Consider the following 18,237-nt stretch of genomic DNA (forward strand, 5'->3'; position numbering starts at 1 on the left):
GAGGCCGCCGGACCTGATTTGCCGGTCGACATGCCTCATCTCCTCCCCCAGGAGTGGTCTCGCTTTATCCGAAGTAGGAATGCTTGACAAGCTAGAAATTTCGGGTTTAAGGGGACTTGGCTTGGGGGAGCAACCGGGAGATGGACCATGTCCGACCTCAAGCTGTTTGCGTTTTTTCGCCCCGCCGGCAGTCCCACTGCCAAGACCTGCGACGTCGAATATGAAGAAAATTGGGATGAATTAGATGGCCCGCAGCCGAAGATCGGCGAGATCGATTGCGGACTGAGCGACAAGTTCTACCTGATCCGCAAAGCGGGACTCGCCGGACAATTCCAAATCCAGGTGGCAGCCAACGAAAACCCGGGCGATGGGGATTACTTAAGCGCGCCCCTCGATCCTAACACTGACCATTACCTCGACGTCGCCCAACTCAGCTCTCCCGTGGCCGGACGTCCATACGTCGTCACACGCTTCGCCAGCCCTGTGGCGCTGCAAGAGTCGTATGAAGGGAAACGGCGCACAGAACCGGGCGTAATGCGCGAAGAGGTCACGGAAACCCGCCGCCCCCAGCACAGTATCGTCGAATTCGAAGTCGGTCCCGGCGGAGGCATCGGCAGTGAAACCACGCCGCTCGATCCCGGATTGCGCGGTGCCCCGCAGAGTGATGAAGCGAATGCCTTTAGCGGCGGCGGCCTGTACGCCAGCGTCCTCTGGACTCCACCGCCGGGACTCGGGTGGAAGATCACGGAGGGCATTTTCCTCAACCCGCGCCTGGCCGTCGATTGTCTGTTCGGCACGGCCAATACCCACGTCACCGCCGATCCGAACGATCCCGGCAATTTCCAACTCTGTTCGTTCGCCCTTTACTTTGGCCCGCGCATCAGTCGCCACCTCTTCACCGAGGCCCCGGATTGGGACCTCTGGGCCGGCCTCGAAATCCCGGCAATCGGCTTCAAACACCTCACTGGAGATTGGGCCTCCGCAGGACGCTCCACGATGACGCCCGTCGAACAGTGGAGTCTGTTGTACCCCGGCCAACGTTGGGCGCTGACCGCCGGCGCGAAGGGCCGCGTCAGTGAAGGCTGGGCACTCGGCGGGGCGTTGCGGTTTATCTTTCCTGAGAGCTTAAACAACGGCGACCCAGACAACCGCTTCGCGTTCGATCATTGGGCGCTGTTCGTCACGCTCGTCGTGAGCCCAGCCAACTACGACATAGTCGACCGCACGTCCCGCACCGTCGGCGACCCGTCGGTCCAAATGCCGCCACGCCTGGAACCCGTGGCCCGCGCCAAACCGCCTGAACCGCCGGCACCGGAACTACTGCCGAACTTCGGCGAGGTCGACTTGGGCCATCCGGAAGGCTGGACGCTGACGCGGACGATTTACGGCATCAAGACCGCGAAGATCTTCTTGAATCCGGAACAACAAGGCGAGATCGAGGCATTGCTGCGCGACGCACAAGCCATGGTGCAGAAATTGCCGGGCCGCGACTTCTGGCAATTCGTCATTCGCACCACCGGCCACGCCGACAGCCGGGGTGGACCAACCGTCACCGGCCGTGGCGCCAAAGAAACAGCGGATTACATGGCGGGCGGGATGAACGGCCGCCTCTCGATGGGCCGCGCCCATGCGCTGAATCAAAAGATCCTGGAGATCGCTTCCAAGCAGACTGGCCCGTTCGCTCAAGCCATTGCCAAGGCCACGACCCAAGCGATCGGCCGCGGCGAGGCCGAACTGATGGACGCCGCGAAGCTCATCCATCCGCGCGTCGGATGTAAGGAAGGGACCGCCAAGGGGAACACGCGTCCCCACACGTGCAGCGACGGACGCGATTTCGTCGAAGACCTCTCCAATAATCGCCGCGCGACGGTCACATTGCAGGCCATCCCGCCGGGCGCGCCGCAACTCCCGTCGAAAGACGCGGCTTCCGCCACGCAACTGGCACTCGACAGACAGCTCGGCCCCAAGATCGCCGCGGCGATGAATAAGCTGGCTGTGGGACGCGGGGCGAGCCGCACCAAGTTCGCCGAAACCACGTACGACGCCGAGACGAATCGGCTCTATTTAGTCATCGACACGCTCGACGAAGCCCGGCTCAAGGCGCTGTATCGCGAATTCGTGAAGGCGGGAAAGGCGCAACAGAAACTGACCCGTGCCGAGGCCCAACGCACGCCGGTCTCGTTCCCAGTGGAACTCGTATTGCGGATGGATCATCCACCCACAGATTTTGCGACGACGTTGCAAAAGATTTTTTACAACTTCCAGACCTTCCCATTCGCGGGCGGACTCCAAGTCTCGTCACAGGCACAAACCGCGCGGCTCCAACAAGTCGTGCAACAGGGCCGCTCGCTGGACGGCGACGCCGAACAAAAGGCCAACGCCGCGTTCGAACTGAAGCCGATCACCGGGATTAAGGAGTTGGAAGGGAATTTCTACGTGATGAGCGTCCCGGTGCAAGCCGACGGCAGCGTTAGCAAACTCGACACGTTGGCCGTATATAAATTGGTCAACATGACCAAAGAACGACTGGGCGATACCGGCCAGCCGCTCCTCACAACGATCGTCTACAACGCCGCCGGCAAGAATGCCGGCGAGATTCGTCAATCGCCCGCGCGGATCGGCTACGCCGCGCGCGGCGCCGGCGCCACATTGCTCAAGCTCTATCACGGCACCGACGCACGCCTCGGTAATCGCATCTTCCTGCTCTTCAGCCGTGGCGACGCCGCCCAAGGCGACGCGATGAAGCCATGGCTCGACGATTTAACCAAAGATCCGGCTGACACCACGATCGACGAACGCGCAAAAACAGTCATCCGCCAACTGATGGAACTGAGCCAGTAGCCGTTTACCAATTCACGCCATTGAGCGGGCATGCGCTGCAACGCGGGTTTTTCGGACGGCAATAATGCTTGCCGACGGCGACCAACAACGCGTGGTATTCGTTGAAATGCACGGTATCCGGCGGCAGCCGGTCCATGAAGAACGCTTGCAGTTCCTCGTACGTCGTCTCTTCGCCAACCAAGTAATGTCGCTGCAGCACACGATAGGTGTACGCGTCGACGACGAAACTCGGCTGCTGCAACGCATAGAGCAGGATCGAATCCGCAGTTTCGGGACCCACGCCTTTCACTGCCAGCAACTCTTCCCGCAGGACCGCTAACGGGACTGCCGCCATCCGCTCGACATCGCCATTGTAACGTTCCACGAAATAGCGCAGGAAATTTTGTAACCGCTTCGTCTTGACGTTGAAGTAACCGGCCGGACGAATCAGCATGGCAAGTTCGGCGTGCGGCAGTGCCACGAGTCGATGCGGATCGAGCAGTTGCGCGTCTTTCAGGTTGCGGATCGCGCGCGCGACGTTGGTCCAGTTGGTGTTCTGGGTCAGGATCGCGCCGACCATCACTTCAAACGGTGTCTCTCCGGGCCACCAATGTTGCGGGCCAAAGTGTTGCGCCAGACGCGTGAAGATGTCTTCGAGAAACTGCGACACGGACACTAGGCGGCAGCCGTGGCAGCCGCAGCGGCGCCGCGACCAGCGGCCTTGTCGTAGTGTTCTTGGCAGAGGCCCCATGCCGTCATTGGCTTGCGGCAATTTTCCTCGCCGCAAATCTTGTAGCGCGGCTTCTTCGCCAATTCGCCGCGCCGCCATTTATTGAAGTGGACGTTGCAATAACCCTTCGCGCGATACCCGCGTTTACAGCCTTCGACGGAACAAGCGGTCGGTCGTGCACTCATGGTTTGCCCCCTGCCGGCTTGGGTTCGCCAGCGGTCTTTGCCCCTTCAATCTGTTTCTGCAAATCGTTCTCAATCACTTGATTCAGTTGTTGTTGATCTTCGGAGGTAATCCCCTCTTCGATCTTGCTGCTGGCGAGCCGCAACGCCTGCGCGGCCCAGGTGCGGAAGTCCTTCACCCCTTCGTGCCACAGTTCGGAGCGGAAAAATTCGTCCGCATACTGCCGCGCCGGCCGCCCTTCGTACTTCACAAACCCGCTCCCGACATAGAGGATGCCGAGAAACACCGCTAACGAGACGATCTTCTTCAACCAGCGCCACAGAAACATAGAGCGCGCTTCTAGCGGCGCCCCAAAGAATTTGCAATCGGGAAAGCAGGATGATAGAGAGGCTGCCGATGTTACGTCAGTACTCCATCGACGTCGTGACCGAAGAGGACGGACAGGGGTTTTACACCGTCGTTCCCGCGCTGCCTGGCTGTTTTTCGCAGGGTGCCACGGTCGAGGAAGCACTCAAGAACACGCGGCAAGCGATTCGGCTCCATGTAAAAATGTTGCGCAAGAAGGGTCTGGAGATCCCCTCGGAAGGGCTCACGCTGCACGCAGTCGTTGCGGTCCCCGCATAACCGCCATGCGTTTCCCCCGCGTCACCGCCAAGGAATTGCTCCGCACCTTACAAAAGCACGGATTCCGTGCCACCGGCCAGAGTGGGAGCCATCTGCATATCGACCATCCCAAAACCGGTTGCCGCTCGACGATTCCCATGCACACAGGAAAGATCATCGGTCCGGGCCTCTTGAAGGCCATCTGCCGCCAACTGGGTGTCGATCCGAGAGACCTGGAGTGGTAAGCCGCCGCCGCGCAGGCCCCCTGATCAAAGAATCCCCCCGGGGGGATCTTCCGATCCGCCTCCGGGGGGTTGGGGGAGCCTGTTCATGTCTCCCACACCTCAGTCCCCTCGCCCCGTTGGGGAGAGGGTAGGGTGAGGGGGAGTCTTACACGTTGCAGCGCCGCCGCCACAGCACGACCGGCAACAGCAGCAGCACCGCATACCAGACATTCGCGCGACTCATCGGGGCCGTGGCCTGGTTCGTCACCAAGCTGCACCCCCGGGCATTCCCGGAGATCGCCCGGCTCAAGTTGCCGGCCACTCCGAAGCCGCCGAATGCCGTCATCTCTTCATAGTCGCCGAAACCGTCGGCGTCGGTGTCCCAGGTGAGCGCGCTGGTCTCGGTCAAGAGGCCGGTCGCATCGACATCCGTCACACCGTTGCAGTTCCGATCTTCGCCGATTTGGCCGACCTTGCCGTCCGGCAGACCATCATGATCGGTGTCGGAGTCATTCGCGTTCAACTCCGTACAGACCGTGCCGCGCGCGTCAGGCGTCGAGGCCAGCTCGCCGCATCCGGCCCAGCGTCCGTCGCGACTTCCCGCCACCTCGGTGAAGCTGCCGTCCGGATTCTGATTGAAGTGGGTCTCTTCCAAACCATCCGACAGACAGTCGCCGTCGGTATCCTGCACCAACGGATTGGTCGGATAGTTCCGCTCTTGCGAGTCGTTCAACACGTCGCCGTCGGTATCGTTGTTGGTCGGATCGGTGTCGCAGCCGGTGTACGGCGCGGAGCCGCAATCGCGATATTTGTTGAAGTTCGGATCGAACTTCCCGCTGGCGACTTGGTTACAGAGCTCGCCTTTTCCGAACATCACCTCGCCGTCCGCGTCGCGATCGCAACCGTCGATCAGACCGTCGTCGTCGGTATCGGCCTTGTCGAACAAGGTCCCGGTGATCGTCTGTTCGGTCAGATCGGGGATCCCGTCCAAGTCGGTGTCGAAGCCCATCTTGTTCGCGCCGGAGCACGACTGATTGGCGATCGTCTTACATTCATCGACATTGTCCGGTTTCTGATCGCCGTCGGTATCGCCCACGCACGGATCGCTTTCATCCAGCCCGCTGATCGCGACCGCTTGTCCCGCGACCGGGGTCTGGCCATCGCCGTTCAAGTCTTCACCGGTCTTACAGCTGATCTTGCTTCCGCTGGTGGTCGTCAGTTCCACGTCCGCGCCGCCGTCGCACAGCCCGTCGGCGTCGCTGTCCGGATTGTTCGGATTGGTCTTCTGCTTCCCGTTGTCGGTGTTCAACTCGAACCCGTCCGGCAGGCCGTCGCCATCGGTGTCGGGACTGTTCGGATCGGTGTCGAACTTCGCGCCCGCATCTTTACAACTCCCGGCCGCCTTCCCGGTCACGACGTTCGCGGGTGAATTGGCATCGCCGTCTTTGCTGACTTCTTCGAAGTCATTCAGCCCGTCGTGATCGCTATCCGGATCGATCGGGTTCGTCTTCGCGGAGAACAGCTCGAGGTAATCGATCAGGCCCTCGCCGTCCGTGTCGGCCTTCAACACCGAGGTCTCATAGAGACTGGCCTGCGACTTGCCGCCGCTGACATTGTAGTCTTCCTCGCAATTGCGCAGTCCGTCGTTGTCCCAATCGAGGTAACAATAGACGGCCAGATTCGGAGCGTAGGCGTTCGGCCCCGTGGCTCCACAGGCCTTGGCGCTCTGCTCCAACTCGGCCTCATACTGCTGCTGCGTGGTCGCGTCTTCGGATGGGAACACCGTGTACGGGAACGCGTCGTTCGGACACGGATCGTTCCGATCTTCCAACTTGTCGCCGTCGAAGTCGGCGCTGAAGGCGCTGCTCACCAGGCTCCCGGTCGCAATACTCGCGCACTTCCCGTCCGGACTCTCGACCACGTCGGGGATCTTGTCCTCGTCGATGTCATGCAGCGGCCGTCCGCCGTTCGCCGTGATGATCTTGGCGATCTGGCCGTCGTAGAAGGTCTTCACGTCGTCGCCGATCGTCTGGAAATCGACCTTGCCTGCGATCTGATATTCCTGGAACTCCTGCACGGACTTGCGCACTGCACTCCGGTACTGCGGATCGATGAAGTTATAGATCAAGTCATTCTTACACGGCAGGTCCTTCTCGTTCTTCCCACTCGGATGTTTGAACCACGGCACATGATCCTGATCCGCCTTTCCGGCCGCCGTGCAACCCGGACCGCCCGGACCATCACAGAATCCGTCGTCGTCGGTGTCGACATTAAACGGATTGGTCTGACCCACGCCGGTATCGAAGTTGGCCGGATTGCTGTAATAGTCGCTGCTGATCGACGCGCCGGACTGGATCACCGAGTCGCTCATACACAGATAGATATGTTTTTCGTTCACCGTACCGTCCCACACCACGCCCTTGCAGGCATCGCCCTTGCCGTCGCCATCCGCATCATCCTGGCCGGCATTGGACACGGAAGGACAGTTGTCGCTGCTGTTCGGGACACCATCACCATCGACGTCGCCCGCGGACGAGGCCTCCACCCGAATGGACTGGGAGATAAAGTAGCGACCGACTTCGCCCTTGTCGCCGCCGGCCTCGCATGCCTGCTCGATGAGCGTCGTCGTCTCGCCGCTCTGATCCTGTCCTAACACCTTGGTGCCGATCCCCTCGTTCCAATCCCACAGGTAATACTGCGCATCCGGATTGAACTGGATCGGGCGTAATTCACGGCCGTCGTCGACGCCGTCGTTGTCGGTGTCGTGATCGGTCGGGTCGGTCCCGGCACAAAAGCCTTGGCCCGGTTGATCGCCCGGTACGAAGCCCTTGGGCGCCAAACTCGCCACGAGCGCGTCTTCAGTACACGTCGTAAACTGACTGGTAAACGTGTTCGGCGTGGCGCAGGGAGTCTTCACATCAGGATTCGAATCGTCGGTCCGCACGATATACGGCACCGACATGTAGTCCTTCCCATCCTTCGGATTTAGCCGCTCCACGGCCTGGTCATAATAGTCCGCCGGATAGAGCGTGGCGTCGATCCCCGGCGGGAGGTTCGTCGGTTGCGAGCCGTCGGCGTTCACGATCAAGTAGCACTCGCGATAGCCTTGCTGCCCCGTAAGCCCCAGCTCGTTTCCATCCATGATCCCATCGCCGTCGGTATCGGGATTGAAGAGATCCGTCTCGAATTTTTCGGCGTAGCAATTGAGATTCCGGTCTTCGTAGATGTCGGGAGTGCCGTCCTTGTCGGAATCGACGTGTTGCAACTGGGTCAGGTTGCCGTAGAAGTGGTCACGCGCCGCCAGACACTCGGCCTTATTGCGGTAGCCTCGTTCGATCACCAATTCCTCATTGAGACAATAATCGAGCTGCTTCCCATCCGCAGAGGACCCGGTGACGTGAATATCGGAATCGCCACAATCACCACCATAATACCCACCACCGCTCGAAGAGCCGCCGCTGCTGGAGCTCGAACTCCCGGTACCGTAGTCGATCGGCGTGGTGTCGCCGACACAGGTCTTGAACTCCGGCAACATCTTGCCGTAGCAACTGGCATAGTTCGGCAGATCGCACGCCGCATGAGCCTCCGCGCCGACATATTGCTTACACTGCGCCGGCGTGTCGATTTTAGTGAGGGCACTGGAATTCCCGCCCGCCACCGCTCCGGCCGCGCCGGAGCAGTTACTCTCCAGCACCTGGAGCTTGATGTTCTTCTTCGGAATAAACGGACAGCTGGACGAAGCAAAGACCACGCCACCCAAGCCCTTCGCATCGACCGGCACGAGCATAAACGAATCTTGATTATTGTCGAGCTTGATCCGCGTATTGATCGAAAAATCGCCCGACGACTTCACGTGCGCCCGGGCTACCAGATTGGTGGTCTTCGGTGACTCGCCCATGCAGGTCAAAAAAGACGACAACATCTGCCCTTGGCACGCCACAAATCCGTGTTGTTGGATGATGGTTCCATCCGCCTGTGTCACATCCGTTACGGCCGGCTTGTCCAGGGCGCAATACATTTGCTTTGTCGCGGGGAGATTTTGGTTACACTCCTCCACCGTATTGATGACTTGTTCACCAACTCGATAGATCAGGACATCGCTGACGGTCGTCAGTACGCAATTCGCGGAGATCTGTTCGCACTTCTTCACCCGCCCGCGGATCTCGCTCCCGATCACCTTCACATCGATGAATTGCAATTTCGTCGGCGTGACAATGCCGGCATTGTTCGACATGTTGTCCCAAAACGACAGCGACGCCTGATCGACAAAGCCTTGATCGTCGATGTTGTAATAAATTTCGTGGTTATTGTTCGCCATCCACCCTTCGAAGATGATCCCAGGTCCCTTAGTGTGGATGACTTTAATCCCCTGCATCATCTTAATCATGTTGGCACCATTGGCGACACGAATGCCGGCGCCTTGGGCGTTGTAGACCAAGATGTTTTCGAAGCGCACATCGATCGCCTTCGCGGTCAGACAGATCGCGTCTCCGGACCCATCCTTGATGACGAGGTTTTTGATCGTCACGTAGTTATTATTCACCGTAAAGGCGCACGCGCTACTGGGCAGCTTATGGGCCAACAACGTCGCCCCGCCGCCATCGAACGTGAAGCGCTTGGTGGGATCGTTGGTCAACGAGCCCAACGTTGCGCCATTCAGCTCAATCTTGTGGTTGAGAACGAGAGAGCCTTTGAGCGTGATCGACTGCCGACACTGCCGAAATCCCTCATCCGGATAATTGAACCAATGGACCGCCTTGACCAGCGAATATTCCTGATCGAAGTCGTCATTCGGCGTGCGAATCTCGCAATCCTTCAGTCCGAACGGAATGTCTTCCTCCGCCTGAGCCGGCGACACCGCCCCAGGGCCGCGCATTCCTCCCGCCAACAGGAGCAAGCCGGTGGCCGTTAGTGTCGTTACGAATCGTGTGTAATAGCGCATACCATCCTCCCAAACCTATCCAACTCGTTAGCGCGAAACGCCTAACATCAGGAACCATCGCGCCCCGCTCGACTCCACGTCCAACGTCGGAATTTGGACCGTAAAACCGCCCAGATCATGATCGCTACTATCCAATGTCCGCGAGCCCAGTCCCGGTAACATCCCGAACATCACGCCGACGGCCACGGAAAAAGAGGCGTACTCGTTGTTCCCAGCCTCGACACTGAGCATCGCGACACCGCCCAGCCCGTTGTAATTGAGTTTATCGGCCTTCACGCAGCCGACTTCCCTCGGCATGTCATAGCCGGTGGAAAGGCATTGATCGTTTCCATGACTCGCAAGATAACCGAGCGAAAAAAGCAGACTCAGGCCGATGTTTTTCGTAAATTCGAAAGAATATTTCCCGAACGGTCCGACGAAACCCTCATTAAATGCAGCATCCGTCTTGAGTTTCGTGTCCTTGGTATTGACCGTGAGACGATTGTACCAGCCCAGCGCACCGACGGACCAGCGACCCGTAATAGCACCAACAGCAGAAGATTCTGAACGATACCCAATATACCCAAGGGGCGCAAACACCCCATTGCCCGCCGCATTATCTCCACCACCGATCCCCACAAATTCCGGGGCACGGAAGCCATCTAATTCCGCTCCCTTGCCGTCGATAAACTGGACGTTATGGAGAGCAAAGGACAGCGGATAGACACCAAATCCCAATGGAGTGTCCCCACCCGTCACAACCGGAGCCGGCACGCTTATCGGCGGGATCGGCGTGCCGGCATCCGGCGGCGTTCCCGCGGTTTTTGTCAGCGGTGAACTCGTGGGATCGGCATACGCGCGGAGCTTGTTCACTGCGGCCAGCATCGCGGCGGACATCGCGGCGGCGTCGGCATTGGTGAGACCTTGGAGCGTAGCCAGTAAATCGCCCCCCTTCAGATTCCCACAGGCGGTCGCCTCGTCGTCGGCTAAGCTCGGACACGTGGAGGTATACTTGTCGTCGCCGAAATCTTCGAGATGGTCGGCCACGAATTGCAGCGCCGTTGCATAGCCCGCCGCGTCGGGGGAGGTGGTGGAGAGTAATTGTGCTGTAATAGTTTTGTTGAGCAACGTTCGCGCTGCACTCTGCCAATTGGGGCCAGAAGCTGCATCAGGCGGCGGGACCGGCCGTGCCGGATCAGCGCCACCAGTGCCAGCGGCCGGCTTCAGTCCGCTGACGATCTTGTTGAGCTCCGCTAACGCCGCCTCCTTGTCGATGTTGGTCGCAACCGCATCGAGCGCCGCGCGCTCCTTCTCACAGGCCTCTTTCGCCTGTGTGGTGATCACGCCGGCCGGGAGCGTTACCTTCGGGACGAGTTTGTCGCAGATGTCGGACATAAAGATCTCCTTATTAGTGTCCTCTCCGAATGAGTTATCGGCGGGGATCAGCAGAAGTTGCTTGTAAATTGCGGCCCAGCGGTCAACACGTCGGAATAATTAAAGTTTTATCCGACTATTTTTTATGGGGAATACACGCATGCGGCGATGACCGTTCCTCGCTTGACAAGGCGGCACAATAAAAAGGAAGGACGGAATAGATGAACCGATTCCTAGTGATCATCGAGAAAGCGAGTGACGGCTATTCGGTATATGCGCCGGACTTGCCGGGGTGTATCGCTACCGGCGCCACTCAAGAAGAGGCGGAACGCAACATGCACGCGGCCATTGCATTACATATCGAAGGCCTGCGGGCTGAAAATCAGCCGATACCCGAATCATCCTCGTTGGCGGAATTTATCGAGATCTAAACCGGGATGCGTCGCCGCTTCGCGCCCGCCGGCCTTGACAGGCCCACACAGCACCCATAGCTTCCGATCGCATGTGGCCAAAACATGTCCCAAGTATTGACCTCACGTATCTCGCGAACCGCCCCGCCAACACGCTGTCGACCATTGAAGCGGCCGCGTTGAAGATAGCGCGCAGAGATGACGACCGATTCCTCGAATGGACGGACTTTTCCGATGACGCGGTCTGTAAGCCATCGCCAACAGTGCTCAGCCCTGCGGACTGCGAGCAACGAAAGGTTGAGACCCTCTGGTCGTATCGCCGCAAGTTGATCAAACAAGTCGTGGAGATCGTCGGTGCACCGCTACAGCGCCAATGGCCGACACTCGAACCGGCCAATGTGGCCCAACTCATCGAATGCTACGCCCCGCACGCACGCGATCTTTTTTCCCTCGTCTCACAACTCGTGCGAGCCGTCATTGAGCAGCCGAATCGGGATAATCAAAATCCTCGAGCCGTCCTGCTTTTTTGTCTCACTTGGCTCATCACTTACAATCTCGGGGAGGCGCATCGATGGTGGCTCGATTCCGGTCATCCTGCCATCCCGGATGTGCCCATGGCAGACTTTGTCGACATGTCATTGAGACGACTCGCAGATAATACCGTTTCAATAGGCCAGATACCTGCAACAGAAGATTCGCTGGGCGCCGCCTATGATTTCCGAAGTAACGCGCTACTCTTCCACTCCGAGTGGGTCGACAACCCCCTACAAACCCCGGATCCGAACAAGGGAGAAGTCAATATCTATGGGGCAATTCCACATGAACTGTTCCATACCGAGTGGGACGCTCGCGGCAAACCGACCCTCAGAGCACGGCACGAAATTGATGCGCTGATCTTTGAATATAAGGCATCCATCATCGTGCGTGGGGTTCAAGAATCGCTGGCATTTGCGACCACGGCCTTTGCGGCGCGGTTACAAGTAACGCGCAAAATATTGGCTGCTGCTGACGGCATCACCAATTTCTTTGCTGACCTTGGACTTCTTTATGCCGACACTTTACTCTTCCAACAAATCAACGCGCGCACACAAGCGATCGCAATCCGCGAATTGCAGTCAGGGCGGATCCACGATGCGGAGCGAGCGCCGCTCGCCTTGGAATACGCGAAGGCTCATACAATGCTATCAACGGTAATCTTCTCTTATATTCGTCGACATCGTAGCGACACGATGAAGGCACGCCTCCGATTCGACCATGCCACCTTTCAACAATGGGCCGCAGCTGAATATCAACGACATGCCGACTCGATAAACCCCCGTGACCTATACCCATCCCAGCGTGACATGAAAGATCTGGAAAAGAAACAACTGCAATCGAAAAATCCGACCGCTACATCTGGCAGAAATTTTGTGCGCTGCTGGCCACGTATTACGGACAAGGTGAAGCTGCGGCCAAAGCACTTTACGACGCTGAATTTTTCCCCATCCTCTCCGATCAGCGGCTCTTAACAATTTATTCGCGCCTCCTGATGCCGGTAGATGGACTCCAGAGCCGTTGAGGTCGCTGAGCGCCCTCCGACAGGCATCACGCGCCGAGCACGGTGAATCCCTCTTTGCGCGCCGCAGCGGCCAAGAGCTGGTCAAAGGTCATGAAGTGTTCCTGTTCGATGTGCCGATCGAAGACCGTGAGCGCAGCGGCGAGCTGCAACGCATCAGCTGCCCGCAGGGAATGGACCGCGAGCAGACGGTGCGCCCGCTGACGCACGATCTCCACATTGACGACCTCGATCCAGGCCGATTGGAGACGGACCAATTGCTCCCGTGCGTGCAGACAGTCCGACTCCTTGAATTCGCGCGCGCGTAATTTCCGGTACAGTGCCGACAGGACTTCGGTGGGCGTGAAGGCCCACGTGATGATCTCGTGGTCTGCGGCCAACCACTGTTCACAGCGTGCCGTCTCCGCTTCATAGCAGACTAACGGCACCAACGCCGAGGAATCCCAATATCTCATCGCCCACTTTTCCGCTCATCCAACAACGCCGTCAACACCCCGCTGTGCGCACGTCCGCGCGGCGCACGGAATCCTTTCAGTTGCTTGGCATCGCCACGGCGCACGACACCTTCCGCCACCAAACGGTTCACGCGGGCGTCTGCGACCATGGGGCGGGAAGAGACCGCGCGCAGTTCCGCCACCGGAATGCCGCGCTCGAACACGATCACCGACTCGCCCGCCTTGACGTAGCGGAGATAGCGACTGAGCTCATTCTTCAATCGGGTTACAGTAGCCTGTTTCATGAAGCTATAGTAGCTAGATAGATGTGGATCCGTCAATGGCCGCCAGCGTGTAAGCAATGGTTGACAACACTCCGAATATAGACGATAAATCCGGAGCATGCTCCACCGCACACAAAAGCTTAGCGAATCCAATAGTTTATTTTTATTTGGCGCGCGTGGCACGGGCAAAACAACCCTGCTGCGAGGGCTTTTTGCCCAGGCGCAGACGCTGTGGATCGACCTGCTGACCGAGGCCGATGAAACAAAATATGGTCGGCACCCGGATGACTTAAGCCAGATGTTGGCAACGCACACCTATACGAAGGTCGTGATCGATGAGGTGCAGAAGGCCCCGAAGCTGCTGGATGTAGTGCATCGCGAGATGGAGCGCCGACCGGAGATTCAATTCATCGTGACGGGGTCCAGCGCCAGAAAGCTCAAGCGCGGCGCGGCCAATCTGCTCGCGGGACGCGCGTTCACCTACCACCTCTTTCCGTTGACGACCGACGAACTCGGCCCTCGGTTCGACCTGGCCCACGCACTCGCCTTCGGCTCCTTGCCCAAGCTGCTGACCTACACGACCGATGAGGACAAAAATGAATTCCTCCGCGCCTACGTCAACAACTATCTACGGGAAGAGATCCAAATGGAGCAGCTCGTGCGGCATCTGCATCCCTTTCGGGATTTCTTGGAGGTTGCGGCACAGTGTAATGGACAGGTGTTGAACTACGCCAAGATCGCGCGCGATATCGGGGTCGACGACAAGACAGTCCGGAGCTATTTTTCTATTCTTGAAGATACGCTCGTCGGTTCCGCGTTACCGTCGTTCCACCGTTCGATTCGTAAGCAACAGCGGGAGGCACCAAAATTTTATCTCTTCGATCCGGGCGTGGTCCGGGCACTGGACGGCACCCTCCGCGTGGCCCTCGTGCCCAAGACCTATGCCTTTGGCCGAGCCTTCGAGCATTGGGTCATCCTCGAATGCCTGCGGGTGAACGCCTATCGGCGGCTCGACTATCAACTTTCGTATCTGCTGACCAAAAATCATGTGGAGGTGGACTTGGTGGTGCAGCGCCCCGGCACTTTGGATCTCCTGATCGAGATCAAATCGGCGGAACGAGCCACACCTGCGCTGGTCAAGCATCTCCGGTCTCTACACACCGATTGGGATCGGGATCATGAGGCCGAGCTCTGGTCGTTGGACCGGGACGAACAGATCATCGACGGCGTGCGGTGTCTCCATTGGCAGCAGGGCCTACGGAAGTTTCATACGCCGAGCCGGTTGGAGTTGCTCGCGTAACGCCGCACTAACGGCCTGGACCGCCGTTGCGTCAATCCCTGTCTCGATCCCCATCCGGTGCAACATGTAAAGGACGCGTTCCGTGGCGACGTTGCCCGCGGCACCGGGCGCGAACGGACAGCCGCCGAGACCGCCGACTGAAGCATCCACCGCAGTGATACCGAGCTGCAACGCGGTGACGATATTGGCCAGCGCCGTGCCGTGCGTGTCGTGGAAATGGACCGCGAGGCGACGGGCCGGAATCTCGCGCAGCAGTCGCTTGAGCAAGGCCTCGACTTCGGCGGGAGCGGCCGCGCCGATTGTGTCGCCGAGCGAGACCTCGTAGCAGCCGAATGCGAACAGCGCACTCGCAATGGGCAATACGCGCGACGGCGCGATGCGTCCTTCGTACGGGCACTCCCAACACGTGGAAATATAACCGCGCACTGGGATACGGTGCCGCTTGGCCGCGCGGATGACAGTCGCGGCTTGCGCCAACGACTCCGCAATCGTCATATTAATGTTGCGGTGACTGAACGTCTCCGAAGCGGCCACAAAGACGGCGATGGCGCGTGTGCCAACGGCCAGCGCGCGTTCTAAACCCTTTGCGTTGGGGACAAGAGCCAAGTAGCGGGGCAGGTCAGGCGCCGCAGGGCCCCTCCCCCTCACCCTGGCCCTCTCCCCAAAGGGAGAGGGGACCTGCAACGCACGCACGAGTGCCGCGGTGTCGGCCATTGCGGGCACGCGGTCGGGACGCACGAACGCGCCGACCTCGAGTTCACGCACGCCGGCCGCGACGAGCGCGCGGATGCAACGGAGCTTCTCTGCCGTGGGAAGGATGGTCGCTTCATTTTGCAGACCGTCACGCATCCCAACTTCAATGATGCGGACGCGACGTGGAAGTTTCATACCGCTCCTGTGATTTCTACGAGATGCGCGCCTCGTTCCACCAACTCACCGACCGTGCAGCGCACCGCCTTGACCGCTCCAACCTCCGGCGCGGTAATACTGTATTCCATTTTCATCGCTTCCATGACCACGAGGACTTGTCCGGCGACCACGGCGTCGCCGACGACAACGTGGACCTTTACGATCCGTCCGGGCATGGGAGCGGTCAGGTCGCCGTGAGGACCACGACGGCGGCCACGTTGTGCGGGCCTCCCCCTCACCCCTTCCCTCTCCCCAAAGGGAGAGGGAGCGCTCTTGCCGGCGCTACCCATTCGCCATCCCTCGTACCGCTGCCACGGCGTGAAAGGGTCGTGGCGGGGCGCGCGGACTTGCGGCCATTGGGCGAGCATGCGTTCCACGTAATGCGTATCGACAGTGCCGGTCAGGAAGTCCGGCGAACGGACGAGGTCGATCAGGAAATCGATATTTGTCCGGACGCCGTCGATCCGGTATGTCTGTAACGCTGTCACCATCCGCGTGATGGCCGCAGCGCGCGTGGGCGCGTGCGTGATGAGTTTGGCCAACATCGGGTCGTAATCGATCGAGACCTCCATGCCATCCGCCAATCCGCTCTCCAAGCGCACCCCAGGTCCGGTTGGTTCGCGGAGTCCGGTTACGCGACCGGTCGCTGGGAGAAAATCGTTGGTCGGATCTTCGGCATAGATGCGGCATTCGATCGCGTGGCCGGTCTGCTGCACATCGGTTTGTGCGATTTTCAGCGGTTCGCCCGCGGCAATGCGTAACTGCCATTCCACTAAATCAATTCCGCAGACCGCTTCCGTCACAGCATGTTCGACTTGGAGACGCGTATTCATCTCGAGGAAGTAATATTGGCCATCGGGAGCGAGCAAAAATTCGACCGTGCCGGCGTTGGTATAATCGACGGCGCGCGCGAGTCGGACCGCCGCCGCGCCCAATTCCGCGCGCAGCGACGGTGACACGGCCGGACTCGGGGACTCTTCGACGATCTTTTGGTGTCGACGCTGGCACGAGCATTCGCGTTCGCCGCAATGCACAACGTGGCCGTGCTGATCGCCTAAGACTTGGATTTCAATATGGCGCGGGCGCAGCACATAGCGTTCGACGAGCAGCGTCGGATCGCCGAATGCGCTCGCCGCTTCGCGCGCAGCGCCTTCCCACGCGGCGGCGAACCGATCGAGGTCATCGACACGCCGCATCCCCTTGCCACCACCGCCGGCCGCCGCCTTGATCAGCAGCGGAAATCCAAGCGCGGCAGCCTGCGCCTGCGCGGCCGCGACAGACACATCGGCCGGCAATTGCAGGCCCGGCACGGTCGGCACGCCGTGCGCCTCGGCCAATTGTTTGGCGCTCCGTTTATGCCCAAGTTGCCGCATCGCCGCCGCAGCGGGACCGACAAACGTCAGTCCAGCGCGCAAGCACGCCTCTACAAATTCGGGATTTTCGGAAAGGAAACCGTATCCGGGATGCACCGCCTCGGCCCCACTCGCCTGCGCAGCGGCCATGAGTCGGGCGATGTCAAGATAGCTCTCGCGTGGAGTCCGACCGCGCAATGCGACCGCCGCATCGGCTTCGCGCACGAACGGCGCGTGCGCATCGGCCTCGGAGTAAACCGCCACCGTGCGAATCTTCAAACGCCGACAGGTGCGGATGATCCGCCGCACGATCGCCCCGCGATTGGCAATCAACACCGACTGCATCATGATGACGTCTTCGCCCACTGCGGCGCGCGCTTCTCCAGAAAGGCCCCCATCCCTTCCTGGGCCTCCGCCGTGATCCGCATCGTCGCGATCATATCGATCATCGTCGCAATGGTCGCCGGCGGAATCGTGCCGCCTAAGTCCTTGGCTAATCGCTTCGCCGTGATGACCGCCTCCGGCCCGCCGGTGAGGATGGAACGCGCGAGGCGTTCGATCTCGGCGTCGAGTTGCGCCTCCGGCACCACGACATGCACGAGTCCGATCGTCTGCGCAGTAGCGGCCGGGACGCGTTCGCCGCTGATAAAATAGCGACGCGCTTGCGAAACGCCGACTTTGCTGACGACATACGGCCCGACCACGGCTGGGATGATTCCCAGCCGCACTTCGGCGAGACCGAATTGCGCGTTCTCCGCAGCCACGACGATATCGCCTGTGGCCGTGAGCCCGACACCGGCCCCGACTGCTGCACCCTGCACTCGCACGAGCAACGGTTTGCGCAATTCATTCAGCGTGGACATCATCGTGGCGATCATCGCCGCTTCAGTCCGATTCTGCTCCGGCGTGGCGTGGATCGAGGCGCGCATCCACTCCAAATCGGCGCCGGCACAAAAGTGCGCGCCGACGCCGCCCAAGACGATCACGCGCACCTGCAGGTCCGCATCGGCCTGCCGCGCGGCGGCGACCAATTCCTGCATCACTTGCGGATTCAGCGCATTCCGCACTTCAGGCCGATTGAGTGTAATAGTCGCGACGTGCGCCGCTACGGTGATAGTCACGAACGACATACAATCTC

Annotated in this window: 16 protein-coding genes; 6 read left to right on the top strand and 10 right to left on the bottom strand. The window is 59.8% G+C overall.

The genetic code is table 11. The features are described from left to right. The first annotated feature begins 147 nt into the window (after nucleotides 1-147). The gene (locus HY696_01555; protein MBI4237087.1) at nucleotides 148-2,841 is read left to right on the top strand and encodes a hypothetical protein; all 2,694 of its coding nucleotides are present in this window, start codon (nucleotides 148-150) and stop codon (nucleotides 2,839-2,841) included. 4 nt (nucleotides 2,842-2,845) lie between these two features. Here HY696_01555 and HY696_01560 read toward each other — a convergent pair whose 3' ends face one another. The 3 genes from HY696_01560 to HY696_01570 are packed head-to-tail and all read right to left on the bottom strand — an operon-like array spanning nucleotide 2,846 to nucleotide 4,061. Further along, nucleotides 2,846-3,571 (bottom strand): endonuclease III domain-containing protein, encoded by a 726-nt coding sequence (locus tag HY696_01560; protein MBI4237088.1) that lies wholly within the window; start codon nucleotides 3,569-3,571, stop codon nucleotides 2,846-2,848. Then, a complete protein-coding gene (locus tag HY696_01565) occupies nucleotides 3,496-3,735 on the bottom strand; it encodes a hypothetical protein (protein ID MBI4237089.1) in 240 nt (79 codons plus the stop codon). Before HY696_01565 ends, HY696_01560 begins: the two co-directional genes overlap by 76 nt. Beyond that, nucleotides 3,732-4,061: a hypothetical protein gene (locus tag HY696_01570; protein MBI4237090.1), complete on the bottom strand. Its 330-nt coding sequence runs from the start codon at nucleotides 4,059-4,061 to the stop codon at nucleotides 3,732-3,734. The genes HY696_01565 and HY696_01570 overlap by 4 nt, the downstream gene beginning before the upstream one ends. A gap of 68 nt (nucleotides 4,062-4,129) precedes the next feature. Between HY696_01570 and HY696_01575 the strand changes: the two genes are divergently transcribed. Continuing rightward, nucleotides 4,130-4,357 carry a type II toxin-antitoxin system HicB family antitoxin gene (locus tag HY696_01575; protein ID MBI4237091.1) on the top strand — a complete coding sequence of 76 codons (228 nt, stop codon included), beginning with the start codon at nucleotides 4,130-4,132 and terminating at the stop codon, nucleotides 4,355-4,357. 5 nt (nucleotides 4,358-4,362) lie between these two features. Then, nucleotides 4,363-4,581 carry a type II toxin-antitoxin system HicA family toxin gene (locus tag HY696_01580; protein ID MBI4237092.1) on the top strand — a complete coding sequence of 73 codons (219 nt, stop codon included), beginning with the start codon at nucleotides 4,363-4,365 and terminating at the stop codon, nucleotides 4,579-4,581. Nucleotides 4,582-4,726: 145 nt separating this feature from the next. On the opposite strand, the gene HY696_01585 is transcribed toward HY696_01580, so the two are convergent. Next, complete coding sequence (locus HY696_01585) at nucleotides 4,727-9,502, bottom strand: thrombospondin type 3 repeat-containing protein (protein ID MBI4237093.1); 4,776 nt, start codon at nucleotides 9,500-9,502, stop codon at nucleotides 4,727-4,729. Between the two features lie 27 nt (nucleotides 9,503-9,529). After that, a complete protein-coding gene (locus HY696_01590; GenBank protein MBI4237094.1) occupies nucleotides 9,530-10,876 on the bottom strand; it encodes a hypothetical protein in 1,347 nt (448 codons plus the stop codon). Nucleotides 10,877-11,076: 200 nt separating this feature from the next. On the opposite strand from HY696_01590, the gene HY696_01595 reads away from it, so the two are divergent. Together HY696_01595 and HY696_01600 are read left to right on the top strand one after the other, a co-directional pair. Further along, complete coding sequence (locus HY696_01595; GenBank protein MBI4237095.1) at nucleotides 11,077-11,286, top strand: type II toxin-antitoxin system HicB family antitoxin; 210 nt, start codon at nucleotides 11,077-11,079, stop codon at nucleotides 11,284-11,286. A 71-nt stretch (nucleotides 11,287-11,357) separates the two neighbouring features. Continuing rightward, nucleotides 11,358-12,773, top strand: coding sequence for a hypothetical protein (locus tag HY696_01600; protein ID MBI4237096.1), 1,416 nt, complete (start codon nucleotides 11,358-11,360; stop codon nucleotides 12,771-12,773). Nucleotides 12,774-12,849: 76 nt separating this feature from the next. Here HY696_01600 and HY696_01605 read toward each other — a convergent pair whose 3' ends face one another. Further along, nucleotides 12,850-13,275 carry a type II toxin-antitoxin system VapC family toxin gene (locus HY696_01605; GenBank protein ID MBI4237097.1) on the bottom strand — a complete coding sequence of 142 codons (426 nt, stop codon included), beginning with the start codon at nucleotides 13,273-13,275 and terminating at the stop codon, nucleotides 12,850-12,852. Further along, a complete protein-coding gene (locus HY696_01610) occupies nucleotides 13,272-13,559 on the bottom strand; it encodes a hypothetical protein (GenBank protein ID MBI4237098.1) in 288 nt (95 codons plus the stop codon). The genes HY696_01605 and HY696_01610 overlap by 4 nt, the downstream gene beginning before the upstream one ends. Nucleotides 13,560-13,656: 97 nt before the next feature. On the opposite strand from HY696_01610, the gene HY696_01615 reads away from it, so the two are divergent. Next, on the top strand, nucleotides 13,657-14,838 hold the full coding sequence (locus HY696_01615) for an ATP-binding protein (GenBank protein MBI4237099.1): 1,182 nt from the start codon (nucleotides 13,657-13,659) through the stop codon (nucleotides 14,836-14,838). On the opposite strand, the gene HY696_01620 is transcribed toward HY696_01615, so the two are convergent. The 3 genes from HY696_01620 to HY696_01630 are packed head-to-tail and all read right to left on the bottom strand — an operon-like array spanning nucleotide 14,794 to nucleotide 18,229. After that, on the bottom strand, nucleotides 14,794-15,726 hold the full coding sequence (locus HY696_01620) for a hydroxymethylglutaryl-CoA lyase (GenBank protein MBI4237100.1): 933 nt from the start codon (nucleotides 15,724-15,726) through the stop codon (nucleotides 14,794-14,796). The genes HY696_01615 and HY696_01620 overlap by 45 nt on opposite strands. Then, a complete protein-coding gene (locus HY696_01625) occupies nucleotides 15,723-17,447 on the bottom strand; it encodes an ATP-grasp domain-containing protein (protein ID MBI4237101.1) in 1,725 nt (574 codons plus the stop codon). Before HY696_01625 ends, HY696_01620 begins: the two co-directional genes overlap by 4 nt. Further along, nucleotides 17,444-18,229 (bottom strand): enoyl-CoA hydratase/isomerase family protein, encoded by a 786-nt coding sequence (locus tag HY696_01630; GenBank protein ID MBI4237102.1) that lies wholly within the window; start codon nucleotides 18,227-18,229, stop codon nucleotides 17,444-17,446. The genes HY696_01625 and HY696_01630 overlap by 4 nt, the downstream gene beginning before the upstream one ends. Between the last annotated feature and the right edge of the window lie 8 nt (nucleotides 18,230-18,237).

It is taken from the genome of Deltaproteobacteria bacterium, from assembly GCA_016210045.1.
Classification (GTDB): domain Bacteria; phylum UBA10199; class UBA10199.

What these genes read in the sequence shown, in the direction of transcription:
- HY696_01570 (MBI4237090.1), bottom strand. Translation starts at nt 4,061, where the DNA reads ATGTTTCTGTGGCGCTGGTTGAAGAAGATCGTCTCGTTAGCGGTGTTT.
- HY696_01555 (MBI4237087.1), top strand. Translation starts at nt 148, where the DNA reads ATGTCCGACCTCAAGCTGTTTGCGTTTTTTCGCCCCGCCGGCAGTCCC.
- HY696_01595 (MBI4237095.1), top strand. Translation starts at nt 11,077, where the DNA reads ATGAACCGATTCCTAGTGATCATCGAGAAAGCGAGTGACGGCTATTCG.
- HY696_01620 (MBI4237100.1), bottom strand. Translation starts at nt 15,726, where the DNA reads ATGAAACTTCCACGTCGCGTCCGCATCATTGAAGTTGGGATGCGTGAC.
- HY696_01575 (MBI4237091.1), top strand. Translation starts at nt 4,130, where the DNA reads ATGTTACGTCAGTACTCCATCGACGTCGTGACCGAAGAGGACGGACAG.
- HY696_01580 (MBI4237092.1), top strand. Translation starts at nt 4,363, where the DNA reads ATGCGTTTCCCCCGCGTCACCGCCAAGGAATTGCTCCGCACCTTACAA.
- HY696_01605 (MBI4237097.1), bottom strand. Translation starts at nt 13,275, where the DNA reads ATGAGATATTGGGATTCCTCGGCGTTGGTGCCGTTAGTCTGCTATGAA.
- HY696_01590 (MBI4237094.1), bottom strand. Translation starts at nt 10,876, where the DNA reads ATGTCCGACATCTGCGACAAACTCGTCCCGAAGGTAACGCTCCCGGCC.
- HY696_01630 (MBI4237102.1), bottom strand. Translation starts at nt 18,229, where the DNA reads ATGTCGTTCGTGACTATCACCGTAGCGGCGCACGTCGCGACTATTACA.
- HY696_01560 (MBI4237088.1), bottom strand. Translation starts at nt 3,571, where the DNA reads ATGGGGCCTCTGCCAAGAACACTACGACAAGGCCGCTGGTCGCGGCGC.
- HY696_01610 (MBI4237098.1), bottom strand. Translation starts at nt 13,559, where the DNA reads ATGAAACAGGCTACTGTAACCCGATTGAAGAATGAGCTCAGTCGCTAT.
- HY696_01600 (MBI4237096.1), top strand. Translation starts at nt 11,358, where the DNA reads ATGTGGCCAAAACATGTCCCAAGTATTGACCTCACGTATCTCGCGAAC.
- HY696_01615 (MBI4237099.1), top strand. Translation starts at nt 13,657, where the DNA reads ATGCTCCACCGCACACAAAAGCTTAGCGAATCCAATAGTTTATTTTTA.
- HY696_01625 (MBI4237101.1), bottom strand. Translation starts at nt 17,447, where the DNA reads ATGATGCAGTCGGTGTTGATTGCCAATCGCGGGGCGATCGTGCGGCGG.
- HY696_01565 (MBI4237089.1), bottom strand. Translation starts at nt 3,735, where the DNA reads ATGAGTGCACGACCGACCGCTTGTTCCGTCGAAGGCTGTAAACGCGGG.
- HY696_01585 (MBI4237093.1), bottom strand. Translation starts at nt 9,502, where the DNA reads ATGCGCTATTACACACGATTCGTAACGACACTAACGGCCACCGGCTTG.